This window comes from Xanthobacter oligotrophicus (assembly GCF_008364685.1).
GTDB classification, from domain to species: domain Bacteria; phylum Pseudomonadota; class Alphaproteobacteria; order Rhizobiales; family Xanthobacteraceae; genus Xanthobacter; species Xanthobacter oligotrophicus.
Map to the genome: position 1 here is coordinate 228,976 of NZ_VTTL01000004.1, position 25,020 is coordinate 253,995.

Annotated in this window: 19 protein-coding genes; 14 read left to right on the forward strand and 5 right to left on the reverse strand. The window is 67.0% G+C overall.

Going from position 1 to position 25,020, the window contains the following annotated elements:
* Window positions 1-954: a carbohydrate ABC transporter permease gene (locus FZ033_RS08075; RefSeq protein WP_149575637.1), complete on the reverse strand. Its 954-nt coding sequence runs from the start codon at window positions 952-954 to the stop codon at window positions 1-3.
* A gap of 3 nt (window positions 955-957) precedes the next feature.
* Complete coding sequence (locus FZ033_RS08080; RefSeq protein ID WP_232847380.1) at window positions 958-2,241, reverse strand: ABC transporter substrate-binding protein; 1,284 nt, start codon at window positions 2,239-2,241, stop codon at window positions 958-960.
* A gap of 192 nt (window positions 2,242-2,433) precedes the next feature.
* On the opposite strand from FZ033_RS08080, the gene FZ033_RS08085 reads away from it, so the two are divergent.
* The 6 genes from FZ033_RS08085 (at window position 2,434) to FZ033_RS08110 (ending at window position 8,528) form a co-directional block, all read left to right on the forward strand.
* Window positions 2,434-4,146 carry an IlvD/Edd family dehydratase gene (locus FZ033_RS08085; RefSeq protein WP_149575638.1) on the forward strand — a complete coding sequence of 571 codons (1,713 nt, stop codon included), beginning with the start codon at window positions 2,434-2,436 and terminating at the stop codon, window positions 4,144-4,146.
* Window positions 4,147-4,148: 2 nt separating this feature from the next.
* The gene (locus FZ033_RS08090; protein ID WP_232847390.1) at window positions 4,149-5,039 is read left to right on the forward strand and encodes an amidohydrolase family protein; all 891 of its coding nucleotides are present in this window, start codon (window positions 4,149-4,151) and stop codon (window positions 5,037-5,039) included.
* Between the two features lie 108 nt (window positions 5,040-5,147).
* Window positions 5,148-6,737, forward strand: a complete 1,590-nt coding sequence (locus FZ033_RS08095; RefSeq protein ID WP_188079377.1) for a sensor histidine kinase — start codon at window positions 5,148-5,150, stop codon at window positions 6,735-6,737.
* On the forward strand, window positions 6,734-7,333 hold the full coding sequence (locus FZ033_RS08100) for a response regulator transcription factor (protein ID WP_149575641.1): 600 nt from the start codon (window positions 6,734-6,736) through the stop codon (window positions 7,331-7,333). The genes FZ033_RS08095 and FZ033_RS08100 overlap by 4 nt, the downstream gene beginning before the upstream one ends.
* Before the next feature lie 186 nt (window positions 7,334-7,519).
* A complete protein-coding gene (locus FZ033_RS08105; RefSeq protein ID WP_149575642.1) occupies window positions 7,520-8,005 on the forward strand; it encodes a GlcG/HbpS family heme-binding protein in 486 nt (161 codons plus the stop codon).
* A gap of 187 nt (window positions 8,006-8,192) precedes the next feature.
* A complete protein-coding gene (locus FZ033_RS08110) occupies window positions 8,193-8,528 on the forward strand; it encodes a hypothetical protein (protein WP_149575643.1) in 336 nt (111 codons plus the stop codon).
* 26 nt (window positions 8,529-8,554) lie between these two features.
* Here FZ033_RS08110 and FZ033_RS08115 read toward each other — a convergent pair whose 3' ends face one another.
* A complete protein-coding gene (locus FZ033_RS08115; protein WP_149575644.1) occupies window positions 8,555-9,415 on the reverse strand; it encodes a transglutaminase family protein in 861 nt (286 codons plus the stop codon).
* Window positions 9,416-9,813: 398 nt separating this feature from the next.
* Here FZ033_RS08115 and FZ033_RS08120 point away from each other — a divergent pair, with 398 nt between their 5' ends.
* From FZ033_RS08120 to FZ033_RS08145, 7 genes are all read left to right on the forward strand, one after another.
* Entirely contained in the window at window positions 9,814-10,026 is a 213-nt protein-coding gene (locus tag FZ033_RS08120; protein WP_012113582.1) for a cold-shock protein, read from the forward strand.
* A gap of 256 nt (window positions 10,027-10,282) precedes the next feature.
* A complete protein-coding gene (locus tag FZ033_RS24530; RefSeq protein ID WP_269149857.1) occupies window positions 10,283-10,411 on the forward strand; it encodes a hypothetical protein in 129 nt (42 codons plus the stop codon).
* A 9-nt stretch (window positions 10,412-10,420) separates the two neighbouring features.
* Window positions 10,421-10,723, forward strand: coding sequence for a hypothetical protein (locus FZ033_RS08125; RefSeq protein ID WP_149575645.1), 303 nt, complete (start codon window positions 10,421-10,423; stop codon window positions 10,721-10,723).
* Window positions 10,724-10,751: 28 nt separating this feature from the next.
* Window positions 10,752-11,015, forward strand: coding sequence for a DUF1488 family protein (locus FZ033_RS08130; RefSeq protein ID WP_149575646.1), 264 nt, complete (start codon window positions 10,752-10,754; stop codon window positions 11,013-11,015).
* Window positions 11,016-11,316: 301 nt separating this feature from the next.
* Complete coding sequence (locus tag FZ033_RS08135; RefSeq protein WP_149575647.1) at window positions 11,317-11,538, forward strand: hypothetical protein; 222 nt, start codon at window positions 11,317-11,319, stop codon at window positions 11,536-11,538.
* Window positions 11,539-11,803: 265 nt separating this feature from the next.
* Window positions 11,804-20,371: a GH36-type glycosyl hydrolase domain-containing protein gene (locus FZ033_RS08140; protein ID WP_149575648.1), complete on the forward strand. Its 8,568-nt coding sequence runs from the start codon at window positions 11,804-11,806 to the stop codon at window positions 20,369-20,371.
* 120 nt (window positions 20,372-20,491) lie between these two features.
* Window positions 20,492-20,776, forward strand: a complete 285-nt coding sequence (locus FZ033_RS08145; RefSeq protein WP_149575649.1) for a hypothetical protein — start codon at window positions 20,492-20,494, stop codon at window positions 20,774-20,776.
* A 222-nt stretch (window positions 20,777-20,998) separates the two neighbouring features.
* On the opposite strand, the gene FZ033_RS08150 is transcribed toward FZ033_RS08145, so the two are convergent.
* The gene (locus tag FZ033_RS08150) at window positions 20,999-22,042 is read right to left on the reverse strand and encodes a phenylacetaldoxime dehydratase family protein (RefSeq protein ID WP_149575650.1); all 1,044 of its coding nucleotides are present in this window, start codon (window positions 22,040-22,042) and stop codon (window positions 20,999-21,001) included.
* Window positions 22,043-22,112: 70 nt separating this feature from the next.
* On the reverse strand, window positions 22,113-23,321 hold the full coding sequence (locus tag FZ033_RS08155; RefSeq protein WP_149575651.1) for an ABC transporter substrate-binding protein: 1,209 nt from the start codon (window positions 23,319-23,321) through the stop codon (window positions 22,113-22,115).
* A gap of 443 nt (window positions 23,322-23,764) precedes the next feature.
* Between FZ033_RS08155 and FZ033_RS08160 the strand changes: the two genes are divergently transcribed.
* Complete coding sequence (locus FZ033_RS08160; protein ID WP_149575652.1) at window positions 23,765-24,985, forward strand: ABC transporter substrate-binding protein; 1,221 nt, start codon at window positions 23,765-23,767, stop codon at window positions 24,983-24,985.
* Window positions 24,986-25,020: the final 35 nt, after the last annotated feature.

The window sequence follows — 25,020 nt, forward strand, 5'->3', positions numbered from 1 at the left end:
TCAGTACTCCAGCCGTTCCTTGGAACCGAGCACCCGGTTCAGGATGAGCACCGAGGCACACACCACCAGGAACCAGACGGTGGCGATCGCGGACGGGTAGCCGAGATCGAAGGTGTTCCAGTTGAAGGCGCGCTTGTAGACATAGGTGGAGACGGTCTCGGTGGCCCAGAGCGGTCCGCCCTGCGTCATGATCCAGACCAGGTCGAAGATCTTCATCTTGCCGATGAAGGCGAGGATGTAGAGGCTGAGCAATGTGGGCCGCAGCATGGGGATGATGACGTAGCGCAGCTTGGCGCCCCAGCCGCAATTATCCAGCTCCGACGCCTCCAACACTTCCCGTGGCAGCGAATGGATGGCTGCAAGGCACACCACCATGTTGAAGCCTGCCCACTTCCATGCGTGGGTGACGATGAGCGAGGCCAGCGCAAGCTTCGGGTCGCCGAGCCATGACGAGGCGAGGCTCTCAAGCCCCACAGCGCGCAGGAGCGCGTTCAGCACGCCCCAATCATAATTGTAGATCCACATCCACAGGATCGCGACCACCACGTAGGAGAGCAGCACCGGCGTGAACCAGGCGACACGCAGGAAGCGGGCGAAGGGCACGCCCGCATAGAGCGCCAGCGCCAGAAGAAGGCCGGTGGCCACATCGAGAAACGGCGCGACGAAGGACCAGATGAAGGTGTTGCGCACCGCCACCCAGAAGGTTTCGTCGCCCATCAGTTCTGCGTAATTGGCGAGGCCGACGAAGGTCGCCTCCAGCCCCTCGATGTGGAAGAAGCTGTCATAGATGGTGCGCGCCGCCGGATAGGCGGTGAGCCCCGCATAGATCAGCAGGCCCGGGCCGAGGAAGACGGCCAGCACGAGCCGCGACGCCCGGCGCGGATCGGCGAGGGTGGAGGAGGCTTTCGCCCCCTCGCTGGTGGATGCGGGCTTCAAGGTCAGTGCGTCCGTCATGGATCACTTCTTCAGGCAGGCGGCATCCATCTTCTCGCCCGCCTCCGCCACGGTGATGAGGCCGGCGGGGAAGGCGTTGTTCATCACCTGGACGTAAGTGTCGGCGCACTTCGCCCGGTAGTAGAGCAGCGGCGTGCCGAAGAAATAGTCCGCGTCCTTGTTGCGGGCGATGAGATCGGCGAAATAATCCTTGTGCGGGCTTTCGATCTTCGCCGGATCCGACTTGAGGCCGCTCTGGAGGGAGACCTGGCCGATCCATTTGGTGCCGTTCTCGGCGGTGGCCATGGATTTCAGCAGCCTGCCGGCGCAGTCCTTGTTCTTGCCCTTGGAATACATCACGAAGCTTCCGGCCACCGCGAGGGTCTTGCAGTTGGGGCACGCGCCGTTGTCCATGGCGGGGAACTTCATGATGCCGAGGGGAAAGCCCGCCGGCATGCCGCCCTTCTCGGGCGCGGCGAAAGCGCGGCCGGTGAACCAGCTGGGATCGGGGAAGGTGAGGGCGCCGGGCGTATTGTAGAAGTAGAAGTGAGACTCCCCGAGCTTCAGGGTGGAGAAGCTCTTAGGATAGGCGCCGGCATCCACCAGCCCCTTCACCCAGGTCATCACCTCCACCACGCGCGGGTCCTTGAAGGAGAGTTCGCCGTTGAGTAGCTTGGCGTAATCGTCCTTGCCAAGCTTGCGCAGCAGGGATTCGAACAGCAACTGCCCGCCCGGGAAGGGCCGGTCGCCCACGCCCTGCGATACCGGCGTGATGCCGGCGGCAACGCCCTTCTTCACGAGATCGGCGAAGGCCGCCTGGGTGAGCTGGAAGGAGGGCGGAACCTCCACGCCCACTTTCTTCACGAGATCCTTGTTGTAGTAAAGCTCGACCGTATAGGCCTCCACCGGCACACCATAGACCTTGCCCTTTGAAGTCCAGGCGGGCTTGGCCCAGTCCTCGATTCCGGCAAGGTTGATGTAGTCGTCGAGGGGCTCCAGGAAGCCGCCGGCGAGGAATTCGGGTTGGTCCGGCTCCATATAGAAGATGTCGGGGGCCTGTCCGGTGCGCACCGCGGACTTGGCCTGGGTGTAGATGTCGGCCTTGGGAATGAAGCTGAGCTTCACGCTGCACTGCTTGTTGGCCGCCTCGAACTCCTGGACGCGGGCACTCACCCAGTCCTTCTTGGCCGGCTCGTCGGGCCAGTTGCTCCACATGGTGATCTGGGTGGGCTCCTGCGCCGCCGCATGGCCCGCCCCCATCGCCAGAACCGCCAGGGCGGCCATCCCGATCCTGCGAACGCTCGTCATTCCGTCCTCCCGTGGCGTGTTCTGATTTTTGCCGGAGAGTGCGGAAGCTTCGCATTATTGTCAATAATGAATGCGAAAGATTCCGAATATCAGCGGATATATGGCGATGTAGCGCTAAATTTATTGACAATATGGGGCGGTACCTCGAATGTCCCGCCCAGGTCGACGACGATCGGCAAGAGGGCGACACGGATGGCGCGAGGACTGCGTAAGGGCTTGACCAGCTACGGTGACGAGGGCTTCGCGCTGTTCCTGCGCAAGGCCTTCATCAAGGCCATGGGTTATTCGGACGACGCGCTGGATCGGCCCATCGTCGGTATCACCAACACCTATTCGGACTACAATCCCTGCCACGGCAACGCGCCCGCCTTGGTCGAGGCAGTGAAGCGCGGGGTGATGCTGGCGGGCGCCATGCCCATGGTGTTTCCCACCATCTCCATCCACGAGAGTTTCGCCCATCCCACCTCCATGTTCCTGCGCAATCTCATGGCCATGGACACGGAGGAGATGATCCGCGCCCAGCCCATGGATGCGGTGGTGGTGATCGGCGGCTGCGACAAGACCTTGCCGGCCCAGATCATGGCGGCTGCGAGCGTGGACCTGCCCACGGTGGTGGTGCCGGTGGGACCCATGGTGGTGGGCCATCATCGCGGCGAGGTGCTGGGCGCCTGCACTGATTGCCGGCGCCTGTGGAGCGCCCATCGCGCCGGCGAGATCGACGAAGTGGAGATCGAGACGGTGAACGGCCGCCTTGCACCCTCCGTCGGCACCTGCATGGTCATGGGCACTGCCAGCACCATGGCCTGCATCACCGAGGCCATGGGCCTGTCCCTGCCCATGAGCGCGACCATTCCCGCCCCCCATGCCGAGCGGATCCGCCTCGCCGAGGCCAGCGGCAAGGTGGCGGCCAAGCTCGCCGTGGAGGGCGGTCCGCGCCCCAGCGACCTCCTGACGCCGAAGGCCTTCCGCAATGCCATGGTGGTGATGCAGGCCATCGGCGGGTCCACCAACGGCATCGTCCATCTCGCCGCCATCGCCGGGCGCACGCCGCACCGCTTCGCTCTTCAGACTCTCGACGAGATCGGTCGCGAGGTGCCGGTGCTGGTGGACCTGAAGCCGTCCGGCGCGCACTACATGGAGCACTTCCACCATGCCGGCGGCGTGCCGCGGCTGCTGGACCAACTCGGCGACCTCGTGGACCTCGATGCCCCCACCGTCACCGGCACCACCCTGCGCGAGGTGGTGGCGACGGCGGAGGATGTGCCGGGACAGGATGTCATCCGCCCCCGCAGCGCGCCCATCAAGGCCGAGGGCTCCATGGTGGTGCTCCACGGCAACCTCGCCCCCGGCGGCGCCGTGCTGAAGCAGGCGGCGGCGACAGAGCGCCTGCTTCAGCATACGGGCCGGGCGGTGGTGTTCGATTCCGTCATCGACATGGCGGCGCGCATCGACGATCCGGACCTCGACGTGACAGCCGACGATGTGCTGGTGCTGCGCAACACCGGCCCCAAGGGCGCGCCGGGCATGCCGGAGGCGGGTTATCTGCCGATCCCGAAGAAGCTAGGTCGGCAGGGCGTGAAGGACATGGTGCGCATCTCCGACGCGCGCATGAGCGGCACCGCCTTCGGCACCATCGTGCTGCACATCACGCCTGAATCCGCTATTGGCGGGCCGCTGGCGCTGGTGAGGACCGGAGACATGATCCGCCTCGACGTGGCCGGCCGCCGCATCGACCTGCTGGTGGACGATGAGGAACTTGCCCGGCGGCGGGCGAACCTCCCGGCCGAGCCGGTGCGTCCTGTGCCCGAGCGCGGCTATGCACGGCTCTATGCGCAAACGGTGCTTCAAGCCGACGAGGGATGTGATTTCGACTTCATGGTCCGCAAGCCGGACAATGCGTCTTGAGCATGGGTGCCGCCGCGCCCCTGTGCTTGCCGCCGCGTCCGGTCGGTCCACTGCCCACGGTGCGACTGCTGCCGCCGGGGACCTGCGACGCGCACATGCATGTGTTCGGCCCTGTGGCGCGCTATCCGTTGGCGGTGGCGCGCAACTACACGCCCCATCCGGTGCCCTTCGCTGATTACCGTCCGGTGATGGCGGCACTCGGCATCGACCGGGCGGTGCTGGTGCAGCCGAGCGTCTACGGCACGGACAATTCAGCCCTCCTCGACACACTGCGGCAGGCGCCGGGGCAATTGCGCGGCGTGGTGGTGGTGCCCCCGTCCATATCCGACGGAGACCTTGCCGGATTGCACCATGCGGGCGTGCGGGGCATCCGCGTCAACAGGCGCAATCCCGGAGGGCTTGCTTTGGAGGACTTGGCGCTGCTGGGCCGCCGCATCGCTCCGCTCGGATGGCACATCCAGCTTCAGGTGGAGATCGGGCAGGGCGCCCCGCTCGCGCCGCTGGTGGAAAGCTGCCCGGTGCCGGTGGTGCTGGACCATCTCGGCCTGCTCGATCCAACGCGGCCGGTGGGGGACGCGGCGTTCGCTGAGGTGCTGGCCCTGCTCGCGGCCGGCAATCTCTGGCTGAAGCTCTCCGCCCCGTATCGCGTCAGCCGCATGGCAACGCCTTATACGGACCTTGCGCCGTTCGTGGAGGCGCTCATGGCCTGCCGCCCGGACCGGCTGCTGTGGGGCAGCGACTGGCCCCACACGGAACTGTGGCGCGACATGCCCGACGATCTCGACCCGGGACTGCGGCTCGGATTCGACCGGGTGCCAGAGGCGATCCGCCAGCTCATCTTCGTCGCCAATCCGGCCCGCCTCTATGGGTTCGAGCCCGCAGAGCATCCCTGACTCGCCGCGCTGGCGGGGAGGATCTTCCGTCGGCAGCGAAAATGGCCCCATATGGAGGCGACGCCGTCGCCATCCGGTGCGGCGGGATCTTTCAGCAGGGGAGATGGGGTGCGCCGCCGCATCTTTGCCTTCCGGTCGATCGTGGTTCTCGTCCTGGTGTGGATCGGGGCGGTGGGCGGCTTTGCGCTGCTTTCCGTCCGCTCGGCCACGCAGCATGCCGGTGAAGAGCTGAACGCGGCTGGCGTGGCGCTGCATCGCATCGTCTCCCAGCGCGTGGCGCAACACGATGCCCACCTCACCAGCCTCGCGGCGCTGGTCCAATCCGCCGATCCGCCGCCGCGCGAGGCGGTGCGGCAGGTGGCGCTCGCCATCATGCGCTTTTATCCGCGCATCGTTTCCGTGCGCATCGTGGCGCCGGGCGCGGGCGGTGCCGGCGAAATCCTTGTGGCGGCCCCGGACGCGGCGCTGGCTTCGTCCTTGCCCTCCTTCACCGCTGGCGTGTTCGCCCAGGCCCCCGGCGAGGCCCGCGCCTATGCCGATCCCGCGGTGCCGGGGCGCTATTTCCTTGGCAAGCGGACGGGGGGGCCGGGCCGTCCGCTGGCCATGATCGTGGAGATCGACCCCGCCCTCCTCGTGGAGGGCGAGGAGCGCCCGGCCGCGACCCGCCTGCGACTGGAGCTTGGCGGGCACAACCTTGTGGATCGCACCGCCACCGCCGGGCCGCAGGAGAGCGCGGCGCTTGAGACGCTGCGCTTCGAGCGCGTCATCGACAGCCAGACCCAGCCCTTGCAGCTGTCGCTGAACCGCAGCCTTGCGTTCGCGCAGGGGGTGCCAATGGGGCCGGTGCTGCTCTTCGCCGTCCTGTCCCTGATCGGCCTTCTGGCCCTGCGCTACACCCTGAAGCAGCGCCGGGAGGCCGGCCGCTCGCGCGCCGCCGCACGGGAGGCGCAGGAGCGCAGCCTTTTGCTGGAGCGCGAAACCCGTCTTGCCCACGCTTCGCGGGTTAACGCCCTGGGCGAGCTTGCCTCCGGCATCGCCCACGAGCTGACCCAGCCGCTCACCGCGCTGCTCAGCCAGAGCCAGGCGGCACTGCGGCTGGCGGCGCCGGGCGGCGATGCCGCGAGGCTCGACGAGGCGCTGCGGGCCAATGTGCGCGAGGCCAAGCGGGCCGGGGAGATGCTCCAGCGCATGCGCGACTACATCAGCAACCGCGCCACCGCCCGCATCCCCTCCGACATCAATGCCGTGATCGTCGATGCCGCCGCGTTGGCGCGCACCGATCTCGCCCAGCGCGGCATCGGCCTGGAGCTGGATCTGGAACGCGCGTTGCCGCAGGCGGTGGTGGACCCCATCGAGCTGGAGCAGGTGCTGCACAACCTCATCCGCAACGCGGTCGACAGCCTGGATGGCACGGCGCAGGCCGAGAAGAAGATCGTCATCCGCACCGGGACCGGCGGTGGGCAGGTGGTGATCCGCGTTTCCGATACCGGTCCGGGCATTGCGCCTGCGGTTCTGCCACGCCTGTTCGAGCCCTTTTTCACCACCAAGGCCGACGGCATGGGGCTGGGCCTGTCCCTGTGCGCGACGCTGGTGGAACGGGCCGGCGGCTCCATCCGCGCGGATACGGGGGCGAGCACGGGCGCGGCCTTCGTCATCGTCCTGCCTGCCGCGATGTTGCGCATGGAGGCGGCGCAATGAAGGCCCTGCGCGTCTATATCGTGGATGATGACGCGGCGGTGCGGCAGGCGCTGTCGCTGCTGCTCTCCACCTGCGGCATGACGGTGGAGACCTTCGCGGACCCCGAGACCTTCCTCGCCCATGTGGACACGGCGCGTCCCGGCTGCCTCCTCATCGACCTGCGCATGCCGCTGGTCAGCGGGCTCCAGCTCAAGGCGGCGCTGACGGCGCGGGGCATCGACTGGCCAGCCATCATGATCACCGGCCATGGCGACGTGAACGCCTGCCGGCGGGCCTTCAAGGCCGGCATCGTGGATTTCCTGACCAAGCCGGTGGACGAGCAGGTGCTGCTCGATGCCCTCGCTGCCGCCGCCAAGGTGCTGGAGGAGGTGCTGGAGCGGCAGGAAACCCATGCCCTGCTCGCCACCCTGACCGAGCGCGAGCGGGAGGTGATGGACCTGGTGTGCCGAGGATGGGCGAGCAAGGAGATCGCGGCGGCGCTTGCCGTTTCGCCGCGCACCATCGACGCCCACCGCGCCAACATCGCCGAGAAACTCGGGACCAGTTCCGTGGCGGATCTGGTGCGCATGTCCATTGCTGCACCGCCGTCTCGGTAGTCCTACCTAGTCGCCCGTGTGAAGGCGCGGATTAAGCGGACGCGCGTCGCGCAGTAGAGCATGGGGCCGTGGCGGCGCGGTTCCGCCACCCTGATCCGCTTTGCGCTCCGGCGCCTGGCGCCCCGTTCCATCCGGCGCCATTGCATACGTGCCAAAGACATCCGCAGCACAGAAAAGGGATTGACGATGAAGCGCCTTCTTCTCGCCGCCGTGGCCGCGGTCTCGCTCGTGCCCGTAGCGTCCGCCCAGGTCCTCCAGGACAAGAACATGCCGCTCACCATCGCGCTGGACATCGCACGCGAGGCGGTCGCGGCCTGCGCGGCCCAGGGCTACAACGTGACCGCGGCGGTGGTGGACCGCGCCGGGGTGATCCGGGCGCTGGCGCGGGCGGACAATGCTGGCGTGCACACGCCGGACGCGGCGCGCCGCAAGGCCTACACGTCAGCCTCCACGCGCATTCCCACCTCGACCATGGTGGAGAACATCCAGAAGACGCCGGCTGCCGCGCAGCTCGTCGCCATCGACGGTTTTCTCGTTGTCGCCGGCGGCGTGCCGGTAAAGTCCGGCAACGAGGTCATCGGCGCCGTGGGCGTCGGCGGCGCGCCGGGCGGGCAGCTGGACGAAGCCTGCGCTAACGCCGCCATCGCCAAGGTGGAGCAGCAGCTGAAGTGAGGCGGCGGCACGCGGCCGGCATCGCGAAAGCGCGCCGGCCCGGCGTGACCCAAAAGCCCGAACAGCTTCAAGCGCCAGCCGCCGGGTTCCCGCCCCGCGGCTGGCGCTTGAACGAGCCATTTCGGGGTACCGTAAACGAAGGCATCGGGAAATTGTGGTGCAGTCCGGGTTGTGATATATTTCCACGATGGAAAGTAATCACCAAGATATCGAGCCGACCCGCACTGATGCGGCCTCGGCTATCTCGCGCTGGGACGATGAGGGTGGTGCTCAGGTGCCCCCAAATCTGTCGGCGCAGCGCCATGCGGCCTTGACTGAACGCGAGCGGCACATTCTCGAATGCTTGGGCGCGGCTTTGGTCAAGGAATGGACCGACCTGCCGACCGCCGTTCAGCGTGCGCTGTTCCGGCGGGCGACCGCCAGCGATCATGATGATCCGGTGCAGCTCAAGGTGCTCATCGCGCGCTTTCTTCATGATCACAAGGATGCGCCGGCAGCCCCGGAGGCGAGCGCTCGATCATGAGCGAACCTGTGAGACGGTGCGCCGCCTCACCAGACCCGCACGTCCACGCTCATGTCCCGGAAGGCGAGGGTGTCGCCGATGAAGCTGCCGGCCACCGGAATGGCTTGGCGGATATCGCGGACCACGGCGACGGGAATGAGGTTGGATCCGCCCATGCTGCGGTTGGTGGGATCGAACGGGATCCAGCCCGCCCCCGGCACGAACGCCTCGCCCCAGGCGTGGGTTGATCCCGCACCTGCCGATCCGGCCAAGCTCTGGTCGGGATTGTGCAGATAGCCGGACACGATGCGCGCTCCGAAGCCGAGGCTGCGGGCCGCCTCCACGAACAGAACCGCGAAATCCCGGCACGATCCCCAGCCGCGCTGCAGGGTCTGCACCGGTGCCTGCGTGCCCTCCTCGTCGCGGCTCTGGTAGCTGATGGCCTGGGAGACGCCCATGCTGAGGTCCTTGAGCAGGGACAGCGTGTCGGTGGGCATCGCGCGCACGAAGCCCTGGGCCCAGCTGCGCAACTGGTTGCCGGGATCGGGATATTGCGGGGTGCCGAGGGCGCCGAGGTCCTTCCATTCGTCGTCGGAATAGCGGAACGGGAAGGATTGGGCGGAGCCGGCGATGTCGAACACCGGCCAGGCCACCGCGTCCAGCTGGATCTGGGTCAGGCTTTCCACCACCAGCAGGTCGCCGCCCACCTGGAAGGTCGCGGTGGCCACCGCATTGCCGGACACGTCGTGCGCCCAGCTCACGCTCGCTTGCGGGGCTAGCGTGATGGTGTTGGAGATCACGCGCAGGTCCCGGCTTTCACGGGGGCGGAGCATCAGGCGGTGGGGTCCGAACGCGACCGGCCGGTGAAAGCGATAGGTGGTGGTGTGGCGGATCTGGAGAAGGCTCAACGGGTGCTCCACTGCCGGAGAGGCCACCTTATCACCGCATGACTGTGACACCACTGCAAGGTTTCCCGGTGCCGCTCCAGCCGGTCTCGCGGGGCTGCGGCGCGGCTGGGGTTCCTGTTCGCAAGGCTGGCCCGGCGGGCTGCACAGCCGAGAGGTAAACATCGCACGTGTTCGGCAGCGCTTGGCATGTGGACAAATGCGGAAATGGCCATATGGAAAATATTATTGCTATTTCCAGCATTTGGGAGCATAGCTGATGCGTCGATGGAAAGCCGGAAAACTTGGCTATAGGCGGGATTGATTTCTGCTCTAAACCAATATCTCTCGCCAGAAAATGCGATTTCGACGGCCGGGCAAGGCTCGGCAAGCTACAACTCAAAAATTTGAAAGGGTTTCCCATGGCTGAGGGAACCGTAAAGTGGTTCAACGCCCAGAAGGGCTTTGGCTTCATCACCCCCGATTCCGGCGGCAGCGATGCCTTCGTGCATATCAGCGCGGTTGAGCGCGCAGGTATGTCCGATCTGCGCGAAGGCCAGAAGGTGGCCTTCGAGCTCGTCACTGATCGCAAGAGCGGCAAGCTGTCGGCCGACCAGCTCAAGGATCTGAGCTGATCTTTCCGGCCGGCGTCCCGGTCAATCGGGCATCGCCGGCCTTCGCATCGCTTCCACGTGGCTGACCGCGGATGTACCGGCAGCTGTCGTGAGAGATGCGTAAACCATTCTTCTGCAAGGCGCCCGGCGCCTTGCAGCCTGCGTGCCCCACGGCTTGCGCGCCCCAGTGGTCGGCTGTCCCAGTAGTCGAGCACCCCAGAGGTCGCGGGCATCGTCGGCACACGCGAGCACACAATTCCAGGCGCAGGAGACGGCAATGGCCAAAGGACAATTGCGCGGGAATCGCGAAACCAAGAAGCCGAAGAAGCAAAAAGAACCTGTGGCAGCTCCTTCATTCATCAAGGGTACGCCCGTATCAATCGGGCCTCCGAAGAAGAAGAGCTGAGGTGTCGTCATGAACGTTCGCACCCATGAAACCATGGTCACGTTCGAGCACCCTTTCCGGATCAGCGGCACCGAGGGCGTGCTCCCGCCTGGAACCTATCGCGTGGTGATCGACGAGGAGCAGATCCTCGGCCTCTCCTTCATCGCCTACCGGCGCGTGGCGACCCTGTTGCACACGCCGGCCGTCGCAGCGCCACAGGGCCGGAGCGAAAGCCTCGCCATCGACGCTGCCGACCTGGAGGCCGCCCTGTTGAAGGACCGGCAGCAATCGGCGGAGAGCCGCGCGGGTCCCTCTTCCGTGGCGGCCGCTTAGACGGCCGAGCCCATAAAGGGGAATTCCAATGTCGCTCCAGTTTCCCAACACCAGCCGCAGCTACAACGCATCCAAGCGCTGCGTCACCTTCTGGGGATATGATTCCACCTTCGAGATCTCGTTCCATGTGGATGCGGATGTGCTGCAGCGGTTCAACCCCCGGGCGGGACAGGACGAGGAGGCATCGCTCCAGGTCTTCGACGTGAATCGGTCGCGGATCGAAAGTGTCGCCAGCGGCATCTATGCGCGGCGCAAGCAGAACTTCAACCGTCTCTCCACGGCTGATTTCTAGACTATTCTGGGCGTGCCAAGTCGGCCTCGCGCGAGGAGAGAGTGCCAGAACGGCGTTCCTTGTGAATACTTACCCGTCATGCCCGGACGAGCCCGGCCATGACGATCCAGGCCGGACAGGCGCCCAGACAGGCGCTTGGCATCTGGCCATCGTCCGCCATGTGCCGTCCTGATCAAAGGGGCGCCGGAGGCCGGCGACATTCTTGAAGCGACGACATTTGGACCTGCCGCAGGGACCTGTCGCCAGATGGCATTCGACAGGTGCGCGCCGTGCGCCTCGGCCCGACGACAGAGAGGTCTAGATGAACAAAGGCCTCAACATCATCTTTCAGGCGCTCGACGCCGATCATGTCCTCGCCCGGATCGTCTGGCGTGAGCAGGATTCCGGCGGGGGTTCGCTTACCATTGAAATTCCCGTGCGCAGCGCCGCGGCGGCCCCGAAGAGCAACGCCGAGCTTCAGGCGGACGCGCGCGCCCTCGCGGTGCGCTTCGCCCGCGCCTTCGCCGATACCATCGAGGGATGAGGCGAAGGGGAGCATGATCCAGGCGCCGCGACCGGTCTGCTCCGCACTTTGTGGTATTGAAAATGGTAATACCAGTTTTGCGCGATGAATGCGTGTAATTACGAATTGATTTCCGGATGTTCTGTTCCGATTACGTCATCTGGAGTGGTTCGTATGGCTGATGTCTTTATGAAAAGAAGCCGCTTCCCGGTCTGAGCGTATTTCGATTCGATCAGATGGGGTTCCATGGCCCACCGTGCGCCGAAAGCGCGGCAGAAAGGTCCATTTGCTCTCGCTTCTCCACGCCGCCATCGGGCGCGCGCCTTCGTCTTCCGCCTGGAATGACGGCCAACCGGTCCGCGAAGAACTGTTCAGTGCGGAACGTCTGGAAGAACACGCCCGCAGCCTGGCTGCGGCCCAGCCCGTGGAGCCCCGGCTGGCCCGGGGTCACACCCTGTCGGCCCGTCTTGCGGACAACGGCGCCGTATTGCTGGACGCCTACCGCGCCATCGCGGCCGCCCTCGCCGAGGGCGGTGCCATCACCCCTTCGGCGGAATGGCTGATCGACAATTACCACCTGGTGGAAAAGCAGATCCGTGAGATCCGCTCCGATCTGCCGCCGGGCTATTATCGCCAGCTGCCGAAGCTCGCTGCGGGGCCGTTCGCGGGCTATCCGCGGGTATTCGGCGTGGCGTGGGCGTTCGTGGCCCACACCGACAGCCGCTTCGACCCGGAGATGCTGGCGCGTTACCTGAACGCCTATCAGGAGGTGCAGCCGCTCACCATCGGCGAGCTGTGGGCGGTTTCCATCACCTTGCGCATCGTCCTGATCGAGAACCTGCGGCGCATGGCCGAGCGGATCGTGGACGATCGCGTGGCCCGGCGCGAGGCCGATACTTTGGCCGACCGCCTGCTGGGGCTGAGCGGGCGGCCGCCCGAGCCGGTTGCGTCCGTGCTCGCCGCCCACGAGCAGGGGCCGCTGGCGGATGCGCTCGCGGTGCAATTGGTGCACCGGCTGCGCGATCAGGACCCGAGGATCACACCTGCCCTTACCTGGCTGGACCAGCGTCTCGCGGCGCAGGGCATGACTGCCGATGCGGTGGTGCGCGACGTGCACCGCAGCCAGGGTGCCGCCAACCTGACGGTGCGCAACATCATCACCAGCCTGCGCCTGATCTCCGATCTGGACTGGAAGGAGATGTTCGAGCGCACCAGTCTGGTGGACCGCGTGCTCACCGCCGGCAGCGCCTTCTCGGCGATGGATTTTTCGACCCGCAATCTCTACCGCAATGCCATTGAGCAACTGGCGCGGAGCGCGCCGCGCACCGAGCTTCAGATCGCGCAGGCCGCGCTGGCTGCGACCGTGCGTGTCCGTGCCCCCCGCGACGCCGATGCGATCCGGCGCGAAAGCGATCCCGGCTACCACCTGATCGGAGGGGGCCGCCGCGCGTTCGAGCAGGAGATCGGTTTCCGCCTGCCGCTTCATGATGTGTCCACGCGATTGAACCGGGCCTTCGGCATCGGCGGCTATGTGGGCGCCATCGCAATGGCCGCCGCTGCGCTGCTCGTCTTGCCGTTGCTGGCGATGGGTTCCGCCGGGTTCACCGGGCCAGCGCTCGGTGTTCTGGCGTTGCTCGGGGCCATTCCGGCGCTTGATGCGGCGGTGGCGCTGGTCAACCGCGCCATGAGCTTCGGCTTCGGGGCGACCGCTCTGCCGGCGCTGGAACTGCGCGATGGTGTGCCCTCCCATCTGCGCACGCTTGTGGCGGTACCGACGCTGCTGGCGCACGCGGATTCCATCGAGGAAAATATCGAGCGGCTGGAGATCCACCATCTGGCCAGCCCCGAAGGCGACCTGCATTTCGCCCTCCTGTCCGACTGGACCGACGCCGACGCGGAGCATGCGGACGGCGATACTGCCCTGGTCGCCACGGCGGCGGCGGGGATCGCGCGCCTCAATGCGCGCTACGGACCGGGGCCCGGCGGCACCCGCTTCCTGCTGCTTCATCGGCGGCGGGTGTGGAACGCGGGGGAGGGGCGCTGGATCGGCTGGGAACGCAAGCGCGGCAAGCTGCACGAGCTAAACCGCCTGCTGCGTGGCGCCGCCGACACGACGTTTCTCGCCATCGACGGGGTTGCCCCGAACGTGCCGGAAAATGTGCGCTATGTGGTGACGCTGGATGCCGACACGCGGCTGCCGCGGGACACGGTGCGCCGTCTCATCGGCAAGATGGCCCATCCCCTCAACCAGCCGCGTTTCGACGCGGCGTCCGGGCGGGTGGTGGAAGGCTACGGCATCCTCCAGCCGCGGGTGACACCGTCGCTGCCGGTGGGCGTGGAGGGGTCGCTGTTCCAGCGCACCTTCTCCAGCATGAGCGGTATCGACGCCTATGGCTCAGCCGTGTCCGATGTCTACCAGGACCTCACCGGCGAAGGCTCCTACGCCGGCAAGGGCATCTATGACGTGGATGTCTTCGAGGCCTCGCTGGCCGAGCGGGTCCCCGACTCGACCCTGCTCAGCCACGATCTGTTCGAGGGGGTGTTCGCGCGCGCGGGCCTTGCCTCCGACGTGGAGGTGGTGGAGGAATTCCCCGCCCGCTATGACGTGAGCGCGCTGCGACGCCATCGCTGGGCGCGCGGCGACTGGCAGCTTCTGCCCTGGATCGTCGGCTTCGGCCCCCAGCCGGCCCATGTGGCCCACGGCTTCGGCGACATCCCGGCCATGGGGCGCTGGAAAATGCTGGACAATCTGCGCCGCTCCCTGTCGGCGCCCCTCGTGGTCGCGGGCCTGATCGCGGGCTTCACCCTGCCCTGGACCGCCGCGCTGATTTGGACCTCCTTCCTGCTCCTCACCCTCGCGCTGCCCAACCTCATCCCGGTCTTCGCCGCCGTCGTGCCCAGCCAGCGCGGGATTGCCATGGTGAGCCACCTGCGGGCGCTCCTCGGCGATCTGCGGCTGGCGCTGCTCCAGTCGGCACTCACGGTGGTGTTCCTGGCCCATGAGGCTTGGCTTATGGGCGATGCCATCGTGCGCACCCTGTGGCGGCTCGCGGTCTCCCGTCGGCACCTGCTGGAATGGGTCCCCGCCGCCCAGGCCGCCTCGGCCCGGCGCCTCGACCTTGTGGCCTATTGCCGGCGGATGGCCGGCGCCTTCGTTATTGCCGCCGCCGCGCTGGTCGTTGCCGTGGTTGCGGGGCAAGGCGCCTGGCCACTGGCGTTCGCGTTCGCGGCGGTGTGGTTCGCCTCGCCCGTAGTGGCGCGCTTCGTCAGCCGCTCGCCCCAGCCGGCCGACCTGTTGCAGATGTCGGACGCCGATGCCCGCACGCTGCGGCTGACGGCCCGCCGCACCTGGCGGTTTTTCGAGACCTTCGTCACAGCGGCGGACAACATGCTGCCGCCGGACAATTTCCAGGAAGACCCGGCGTCCGCGCTGGCGCGCCGCACCTCGCCCACCAATATCGGGCTCTATCTGCTGTCGGTGGCCAGCGCCCGCGACTTCGGGTGGGTTGGAACCCACGCCGCCATGGAGCGGCTGGAGGCCACCCTTGCCACCATGGGCCGCCTCGCGCAGTTCCGCGGCCATTTCTACAATTGGTACGACACGTCAGACCTGCGGCCGCTCGACCCCAGATACGTCTCCACTGTGGACAGCGGCAATCTGGCCGGGCACCTCGTCGCCCTCGCCAATGCGCTGCGCGAGTGGCGAACCGGCGTGCAGCCCCCCGCGCAGCGCCTTGCCGGCATCGCCGACGCGCTGGACCTTACCCGCACCGAGGCGGCCCGCCTGCAGGACGGCCGGCGCACCCAGACGGTGACGCTGCCCCAGCTGGACCATGCCCTTGCCGCCCTCATCGCCGAGGCGCAGCGACCCATGTCACCGGAAGAGGAGCTGTCCCACCGGCTGGAGCAACTCGCCACGGCGGCGGACACCATGTTCGACATCGCCTCTGCGCTCGCCACCGAGCGCGGGGATACGGCTGGCGCCGACATGCTGTTCTGGGCGCAGGCGAGCCTTGAAGCCGTCGCCACTCATCGCCGCGATCTCGTATCGGACGACACCGCCGACGCCGCCTTGCGGGTCCGCGTCCTGGCACTGGAGGACACCGCCCGTGCCATGGCGCTGGCCATGGAGTTCGGCTTCCTCATGGACGGCGACCGCAACCTCCTGTCCATCGGCTACCTGGTGCCGGAGGGCACGCTCGATCCCAGCTGCTACGATCTTCTGGCGTCCGAGGCCCGGCTCGCCAGCTTCTTCGCCATTGCCAAGGGCGACGTGCCAGCCCGCCACTGGTTCCGCCTCGGCCGCTCGGTGACGCCGGTGGCGCACGGCGCCGCGCTGATCTCCTGGTCCGGCTCCATGTTCGAATACCTGATGCCGTCGCTGATCATGCGCGCACCGGGCGGCAGCCTGCTGGACCAGACCAACCGCCTGGTGGTACGCCGGCAGATGGATTATGGCGCGAGCCGGCGGGTGCCCTGGGGCATCTCCGAATCCGCCTACAACGCCCGCAATCTTGAACTGACCTACCAGTATTCCAACTTCGGCATTCCGGACCTGGGGCTGAAGCGCGGCCTCGGCGACAGCCTGGTGATCGCCCCCTATGCCACGGCGCTGGCCGCCATGGCGGAGCCCGCCGCCGCCTGTGCCAATCTCGCTCGTCTGGCGGCCTCCGGCGCCTCCGGCCGCTACGGCTTCTACGAGGCTCTCGACTATACGGCGAGCCGGGTCCCGGCGGATGAGAGCTTCGTGATCGTGCGGGCGTTCATGGCCCATCATCAGGGCATGACCATCGTCGCCATCGCCGATGCGCTCATGGGCGGCATCATGCGAGCGCGGTTCCATGCCGAGCCCATGATCCAGGCCAGCGAACTGCTGCTTCAGGAACGTACCCCCCGCGACGTGGCGGTGGTCCGCCCCTGGTCGGCGCAGGTGCGCGCCGCGGATCGTGTCCTGGATCTTGAACCGGCGGCCACGCGCACCTTCACCTCCGCCCGGCAGGCGACGCCCGCCACGCACCTGCTCTCCAACGGGCGCTATGCCACCATGCTGACGGCGGCGGGCTCCGGTTTCAGCCGCTGGGGCGATTTCGCCGTCACCCGCTGGCGCGAGGATGCCACCTGCGACGATTTCGGTTCCTACATCTTCCTGCGGGATGTGCGCAGCGGCGAGGTCTGGTCCGCCGGCCTCCAGCCCAGCGGCGTGGAGCCGGACGCCTGCCTTGTGACCTTCCACGAGGACCGCGCCGAATTCACCCGTCGCGACGGCACGCTGGAGACCACGCTGGACGTGGTCGTCTCCGCCGAGGATGACGCGGAAGTCCGCCGCATCTCGATCATCAATACCGGCAACCGGGTGCGCGAGGTGGAGATCACCTCCTATGCCGAGCTGGCGCTGGCGCCGCAGGCGTCGGACATGGCCCATCCGGCCTTTTCCAAGCTGTTCGTCGAAACCGAATATCTCGCCGATATCGGCGCCATCCTGGCCACGCGCCGGCGCCGGGCGCCTTCGGAGCCGGAGATCTGGGCCGCCCACTTCAGCGTGCTCGAAGGCGAGGAGTTGGGCGCCACCGAGATCGAAACTGACCGCGCCCGCTTCCTCGGCCGGGGCCACGGCGTGCGCGCGCCCATCGCGGTGATCGACGGCGGCCCGCTGTCCCATACGGTGGGCACCGTGCTCGATCCGGTGTTCGCCCTGCGCCGACGGGTGCGGATCGAACCCGGTGCGGTGGCGCGCATCGCGTTTTGGACCATGGCGGCGTCCAGCCGCGCCGCGCTGCTGGACGGCATCGACAGGCATCGCGATGTCACCGCCTATGGCCGGGCGGCGACGCTGGCCTGGACCCAGGCCCAAGTGGAACTCTATCACTTGGGAATTACGGCGGGTGCCGCCGCCGTGTACCAGCGGCTCGCCGGCTACGCCATCTATAACGCGCCGACGCTGCGCCCCGCCTCGGACACGATCCTGCGCGGCGGCGGCCCGCAGTCCGGCCTGTGGGGGCAGAGCATTTCCGGCGACCTGCCCATCGTGCTGCTGCGCATCTCCGATATGGACAATCTGGATGTCGCCCACGAATTGCTGAAGGCGCAGGACTATTGGCGCATGAAGCAACTGGCGGTGGATCTCGTCATCCTCAACGAGCGCCGCTCCTCCTATGTGCAGGACCTCCAGACCGCCCTCGAAACGCTGGTCCGCACCAGCCAGTCGCGGCCGCAGGTGGCGCGCGAGGCGGGGCGCGACGGGCCGGCGGGACGGGTGTTCGTCCTGCGTGCCGACATCATCCCGGCGGAGACGCCGGCGTTGCTCTCCGCGGCGGCGCGCATCGTGCTGGTGGCCCAGCGCGGCAGCCTTGCCGAGCAGTTGGACCGGATCGTCGAAATCGCGGCTCTCGCAAAGCCCCACCCGAAGCGTCCGGCGGCGGTTCAGGCCGTGGCCCCGACGGTGCCGGACCTCGAATATTTCAACGGGCTCGGCGGTTTCGCCGATGGCGGGCGGGACTATGTAACGATACTTGGCCCCGGCCGCTCCACGCCGGCGCCGTGGATCAATGTCATCGCCAATCCCGCCTTCGGCTTCCAGGCGGCGACCGAGGGCAGCGGCTCGACCTGGTCCCTCAACAGCCGGGAAAACCAGGTCACGCCCTGGTCCAACGATCCGGTCGCCGACCGCACGGGGGAAGCCTTCTACCTGCGCGACGAGGAGACCGGCGCGGTGTGGACGCCCACCGCCTTGCCCATGCGCGACGACGCGGCGACCTATGTGGCCCGCCATGGCCGCGGCTTCAGCAGCTTCTCCCATACGGCGAACGGCATCGCCGCCGAGCTGGTGCAATATGTGCCGGTGGACGGCGCCATCAAGATTTCCCGTCTCACTTTGCGCAACCTGACCAGTAGGCCCCGGCGCATCTCCCTCACCGCCTATGCGGAATGGGTGCTTGGCCCGTCGCGCTCCACCACGGCGCCCTTCGTGGCCACCGTTATCGATGACGAAACCGGCGCCCTGTTCGCACGCAATCCGTGGAATGCGGATTTCGGCGGTCGGGTCGCCTTCCTCGACATGGCGGGTCGCCAGAGCGAATGGACCGGCGACCGCCGGGAATTCATCGGCCGCAACGGCACCTTGGCCGATCCCGCGGCCTTGCGGGGCGTGCCGCTCTCCGGGCTGGTGGGCGCGGGGCTCGATCCGTGCGGGGCTTTGCGGACGCAGATCGAGCTGCGCCCGAACGCCAGCATCGAGCGCGTTGTCTTCCTGGGCGAGGCGAATGATGCGGCGGACGCCCGCGACCTGATTTCCCGCTTCCGTGTCGCCGACCTAAACGTGGTCCTCGCCGAGGTGACGCGGAGCTGGGACGATATTCTCGGCGCCGTGGAGGTCCGCACCCCGGACCGCACTATGGACATCATGCTGAACGGCTGGCTGCTCTACCAGACCCTCGCCTGCCGGGTCTGGGCGCGTGCCGCCTTCTATCAGGCGAGCGGCGCGTATGGCTTCCGCGACCAGCTTCAGGATGGCATGGCCCTCGTCGCCATCCGCCCCGACATGACCCGCGCCCATCTGCTGCGCGCCGCCGCCCGTCAGTTCGTCGAGGGCGACGTGCAGCATTGGTGGCTGCCCCATTCCGGCCGTGGCGTGCGCACCCGCATTTCCGATGATCGCGCGTGGCTCGCCTACGCGACGGCCCATTATGTGGCTGTAAGCGGGGACGCCAACGTTCTTGATGAACGGGTGCCGTTCCTGGAGGGCCAGAGGCTGAATGCGGGCGAGCACGAGAGCTTCTTCCCGCCGGCCGTCTCGGATGAGGCCGCATCCGTGTTCGAGCACTGCGCCCGTGCCCTCGACCACAGCCTTGCACTGGGCGGCCACGGCCTGCCGCTGATGGGCACCGGCGACTGGAACGACGGCATGAACCGCGTGGGCGAGCAGGGCGCGGGTGAGAGCGTCTGGCTGGGCTGGTTCCTCCATGCAGCGCTGACGGCCTTCGCCCCCCTTGCGCAGGCGCGGGGCGAAACCGAGCGCGCGGCGAGATGGCGGCAGCACGCCGAAGGGCTCTCGGCCGCCCTCGATGGCGAGGCGTGGGACGGCGACTGGTATCGCCGCGCCTTCTTCGATGACGGCACGCCGCTCGGCTCTGCCATGAATGCAGAATGCCGGATCGATTCCATCGCGCAGTCCTGGGCGGTGCTGTCGGGTGCCGGCGATCCGGCACGGGCGCGGAGGGCCATGGCGGCGATCGAGCGTGAACTGATCCGGCCCGGGGAAGGGTTGGCGCTACTGTTCACCCCGCCGTTCGACAAGTCGTCGCCGGATCCCGGCTACATCATGGGCTATCCGCCGGGTATTCGCGAGAATGGCGGGCAATATACCCACGCCGCCTTGTGGTCGGTGATGGCGTTCGCAGCCCTGGGCGAGGGCGACAAGGCGGCGGCCCTGTTCTGGATGCTCAATCCCATCAATCATGCCCGCACCCGCTCGGACGTGCTGCGCTACAAGGTCGAGCCCTATGTGCTCGCCGCCGACATCTATGCCGAGCCGCCCCATGCGGGACGTGGCGGCTGGACCTGGTACACCGGCTCCGCCGGCTGGATGCAGCGGGCCGGGCTGGAGAGCATTCTCGGGCTGCGCAAGGAGGGCAACCAGCTGCGCCTCGATCCCTGCATCCCCAAGGATTGGCCGGGCTTCGAGCTGACGATCCGCCATGGGGCGGGGCGCTATCGCATCGTGGTCGAGAACCCGGACCGGGTGAGCCGCGGCATCGCATCCGCCACCCATGACGGGCTGGCGCTGCCGGTGAAGCCGCTGCTCATCACCCTCGACGGGGCGCGGCAGGATCATTCCATTCACGTCCGGCTGGGATGAGCCGCGCAGTTTTTCGGCTGGCCGGGACGTATTGGCGGCGCGTGCGCATGTTGGTAGCCGAAATGTGCGCACGACAAAGGCCGGCCCTTCGGAAGAAGAGCCGGCGCACAAATCGGACCATTGATTAATTTCTACCGCTCAAGGGCGGTATGGTATATGGTGTTGTTTATGGACACATTTTCTCCCGCGCTCCATGAGCGCATTTCCAGTTCGGACCGTCGCCGGCAGCTCGAAAACTCGATCGCCCAGGCCATGGACCGCTACAATTCCGACTTCGAGGCGATCCGCGCCAACACCGCGCGCCTGCGCGCGCTGCGCGAAGCCCGTGAAGCGGAAGCCGAAGCCCTCGTGGTGGTCGCGCCCGTCCGCAAGCGTCGCACCAAGGCTCAGGCCAAGGCGGTCTGAAGCTGAACGCCGGGGCCAGGTGAAACCCGGCCCCCGATCTTGTCGCGATGATACGGCACGACTGCCCTTCGCCCCGGCGAAGCCGCGACGGTCGTTTGCCTGACATTACGCATCCGTCATAGGCCCGGCCCGCATGTCGACCATGCACCGGATGCGCAATCTCAATTCAATCCCGCCCAAAGCCGATATCGCCTCTCGCCCTGCACCTACTCTGCGGGAGCCTCAGGCGTCGGCGAAGTAGGGCAGCAGGCCGGTGCCGGCGTGGCAATTGGCATATTCGGCATGGGCGCCCGGCAGCAGCGCGAACACTTCATGCCATGTGAAGACCTCGCGCCTCTCCTTGTGCAGCCGGTTCATGGCGATGGCGTGCCGGTAGATGTCGAGATGGGTCTCGTGGCTGCGCGACCACTCTTCCAGATGCGCCATGGAGAGAAAATAGCCGTGCACCGAGGTTTCGGCTCGCGGCCTACCCTCGGCATCCAGATTTGTCATGATGCGCAGGGTCACCGTGCCGGTCTCCACTGGGTGGGAGGAGAGGTGCGCCATGCCGCGCATGAGCTTGGGCTGGAGATGGTCGATATAGTCGGCGGTCTGCTCGTTACCCGCCCCCTCCCAATACTGGCCGGACCGGATCGAAATGAGGTTCAGCGGGAACGCCGCAGTCAGCCGCTGGCCGAGGGACGTGGGCGCGCGGCGTGGCGGCATGGCGTCGAGCGGGCTTTCCAGCGTGTCGATGGCGGAGATGGGCATGCGGTCGCGCATGGCGCCGAAATAGCCGTTGGTGGTGATGGGCGCGCGGGTTGCGCCCGGCGTACGGGCAAGGCCGATGGCGTAGCCGGGCGTGGAATAGATGGTTTCGTGCCGGTCGTAGGGCACGTGCATGGTCTCCCGCCACACCCCACGGGTGCCTTCGAGGCGTTCGGGGGCGCGAAACCACGCCATGAAGGGTGAGTTGCGCTCCCAGCGGGCATGGGCGGTGGCATCGAGCCAGTAGGCGACGAGGATGGCGTTCACCGCGCCGGTCTCGTCGCTCGCGCGCATGATTTCGTGGGCGACAGGCCCGTCCGCGCCGAAGGAGGCTTCGAGGCGGTCGAAGAAGGCCTTCTGCTCGTCCCAGCCAAGATCGTGCCCCTGCAAGCCGAAATAGGCGCAGACCAAGAGCCCCACCGGCTGCTCCCAGCGCAGGGAGAAACGCGGCGCGGCAGGCTCGTGGCCCGGCGGCCGGCGCTCGGGGACGATGCGCGGATAGTCGACGTGGAAGACCATGGCGTTTCCTCTTGGCGGAGCGTCACGCCGGGGCGAGCCGACGCGACGCCTCCTTCAGTGATTATGGACTTCAGTTCAGCGTCTTCCCGGCCCAGATGGCCGGCCCCTTCGCGGCCTTGGCGGGGAACGCGGTGACAAGATCGTCGCCGCGCCACTGCACGAAGACCGGATAGGCGGTGCTGGAAAGCCCAGTGGCGTCGAAGGCGGTGCAGCCGCCCGGAATGCCGGCGGCAAAGCCGGTGTCGCAGATCTTCAGCGCCGCGATGGCGTCGCGGATCTTCTCCGGATCGCGGGATTTCGCCGCCTCGATGGCCTTGGCCAGGTGATGCAGCGCGGCGCCGTACATGATCACTTCGTGGGTCATGAAGGTGCCGTGCTTGGCCCTGTACTGGGCGTTCAGTTCGGGAATGAAATCGTAGTTCGCGGGCGCGATGGAGAACACGCCCTCGGAATATTCGCCGAGGCCCTTCTTGAAGTCCGGAATAATATAGCCGGCGGCGCCGCCAACGGTGGGAATATCGATCTTCTGCTGGCGCATGGCACGGATGATCTGGAGCGCGTCGTTGAAATAAGACACCGGGAATACAATGTCGGCTTTGGACGCCCGCAGCTTGTTGATGAGCGGCGCCACATCGGTGATGCCCAGCGGATAGGCCTCGTCGATGGCCGGCGTGATGCCCGCCGCCTTCGCCGCTTCGCGCAGGCCCTTGGCCTGGGCGGTGCCGTAGGCGGTGTCCTCGTAGAAGATCGCCACCTTTTCAAATGGCGCGCCGGCCTGCTTCGCCAGCGCGATGGCATAGTCGAATTGCGCCTTGCCGTAGGTGGTCGCCTTGGCCGACACCTGGAAGATGTACTTGTAGCCGCGCGAGGTGATCTGGTCGGCGAAGGAGTGGGTGATCATGGGGATGCCGGCGCGCTCTGTCACCTCCGAGGCCGCCAGCGTGATGGACGAGACGAACGCCCCGATCACGCCCACCACCTGATCCTGGCTGACGAGGCGCTGGGTGGCGGCAGCCGCTGTGTTGGGGCTGGGCACGTCCGCCACCACCAGCTCGATCTTCGCGCCGCCGAGGGAGGCGATGCCGCCCGCGGCATTGATGGCGTCCGCCGCCATCTCGATGCCGGTGCGGCTGTTGATGCCGAACTGGGCGTTGGGTCCGCTGAGCGGCAGAACCACGCCGATCTTCACCGGCGCCTGCGCCATGGCTGCGGCCGGCAGCAGCGCTGCGGCAAGGGTCGCGGCGGTCGCCGACGCGACCGCTTTCCAGGTCCTTTGCATGCGGAAAGGTCCTCTCTTTTCTTGGAAGGTCCGAAAAGATGAGGGTGCGACGGATGCCATGTCAACAATCTTCGACGCAGTGGAGTGAACGGCATCGCATCTGCCCAAACAAGTGACAGTATGATTGATTTTTATCCCACTTCTATAGCGTCGAAAATTGCCGACAATTCCTCCCAGGAGGCGGGGTCGGAAGCTGCCCTGCGGATGCTGCTGGCGCCTGCCGTCGAAAATTTCGACACTTGATTTTGGTGTCGAATCTCATGTTTCAGAAATCAGTTTGCGTAAAATGTTTGCACATTAAATTATGAAATATCAAATAGATAAATCATATCGCCCGCTGTCGTGCGGCCAGTGCTCAAATTTTGGTGCCGAAGCTTATTGACGGAAATAACCGACACGCCGTAGCGTCTGGCCCATCGAAAGCCAGAGCCGAAGGTGGTCCCATGATGTCCGCACCTCTCGACCGGCGCCGCGCGGCGGGTGTCATGCTCGCCGCCGGTGCCGCCGTGTTCGCGTCCTTCCTCCAGCCCGCGCATGCAGCGGACGATGTGGTGGTGGGCGTGATCCAGCCGCTCTCGGGGCCAAACGCGCAGTTCGGCATCGGCGCCCAGCGCGGCACCGAGCTTGCGGCCGAAATGATCAACGCCGCAGGCGGCATCGCCTCCCTCGGCGGCGCCAAGATCAAGCTGGTGGCGGCTGACGTGCCCACCCCCAACACCGCTGCCGCCACCACCCAGCGCCTGATCTCGCAGAACGGCGTGAGCGCCGTGGTGGGCGCCTTCGTCTCGTCCACCACGCTGGCCGCATCGGAAGTGACGGAGCGCGCCGGCATTCCGCTGGTCACCTTCGCCTTTGCCGACCAGATCACCGGGCGCGGCTACCAATATGTCTTCCAGGTGTCGCCCAAGGGCACGGTGTTCGGCGCGGCGCAGTTCGACTACGCCACCGAGATTGCCAAGGCCGCCGGCGAAAAGATCGACAGGATCGCCATCCTCTACGAGGACACCGCCTATGGCACCGCCCAGGCCAAGGGCCTGCGCGAAGCGGCGCAGAAGGCCGGGGTCCAGATCGTGCTGGACGAAGCCTATCCGCTCGGCATCACCGACGTGTCGCCGCTGGTGAACAAGCTGCGCGCCTCCGGCGCCCAGATGGCGTTCCCGGTGTCCTACCTCAACGACAGCCTGCTCATCATCCGCGCCCTGCGCCAGCAGCAGATCGACATTCCGGTGATCGGCGGCGCGGCCGGCTACATCATCCCGGATTTCAAGAAGGGCCTCGGCGAATATGCCGAGGGCGTGCTCTCGGTTGCGGCCGCCAGCGGCGACCTGATCCCGGATCTCGCGGCCAAGTACAAGGAGAAGTACGGCGCCTTCATCACCCACGAGGCCCTGATCCACGCCGCGGCCCTGGATGCGGTGGCGCAGGCCATGGAGAAGGCGAAGTCGTCCGATCCGCAGAAGGTGCGCGACGCGCTCGCCAGCCTCGATTATTGCGCGGGCTTTGCGCGCGGCGTGCCCGGCGGCTGCATCAAGTTCGACGCCAATGGCCTCAACGCCTCCGCCTTCCCGGTGATGGTGCAGTGGCGCGGCGACGAGCCGGTGACCGTCTATCCGCCCAAGGCAGCCAAGCAGGCACCCATCTGGCGCGGCAAGCCGGTGAATTGACCTAAAGCGCACCTCGCTCTCCGGCCCCGCCGCGT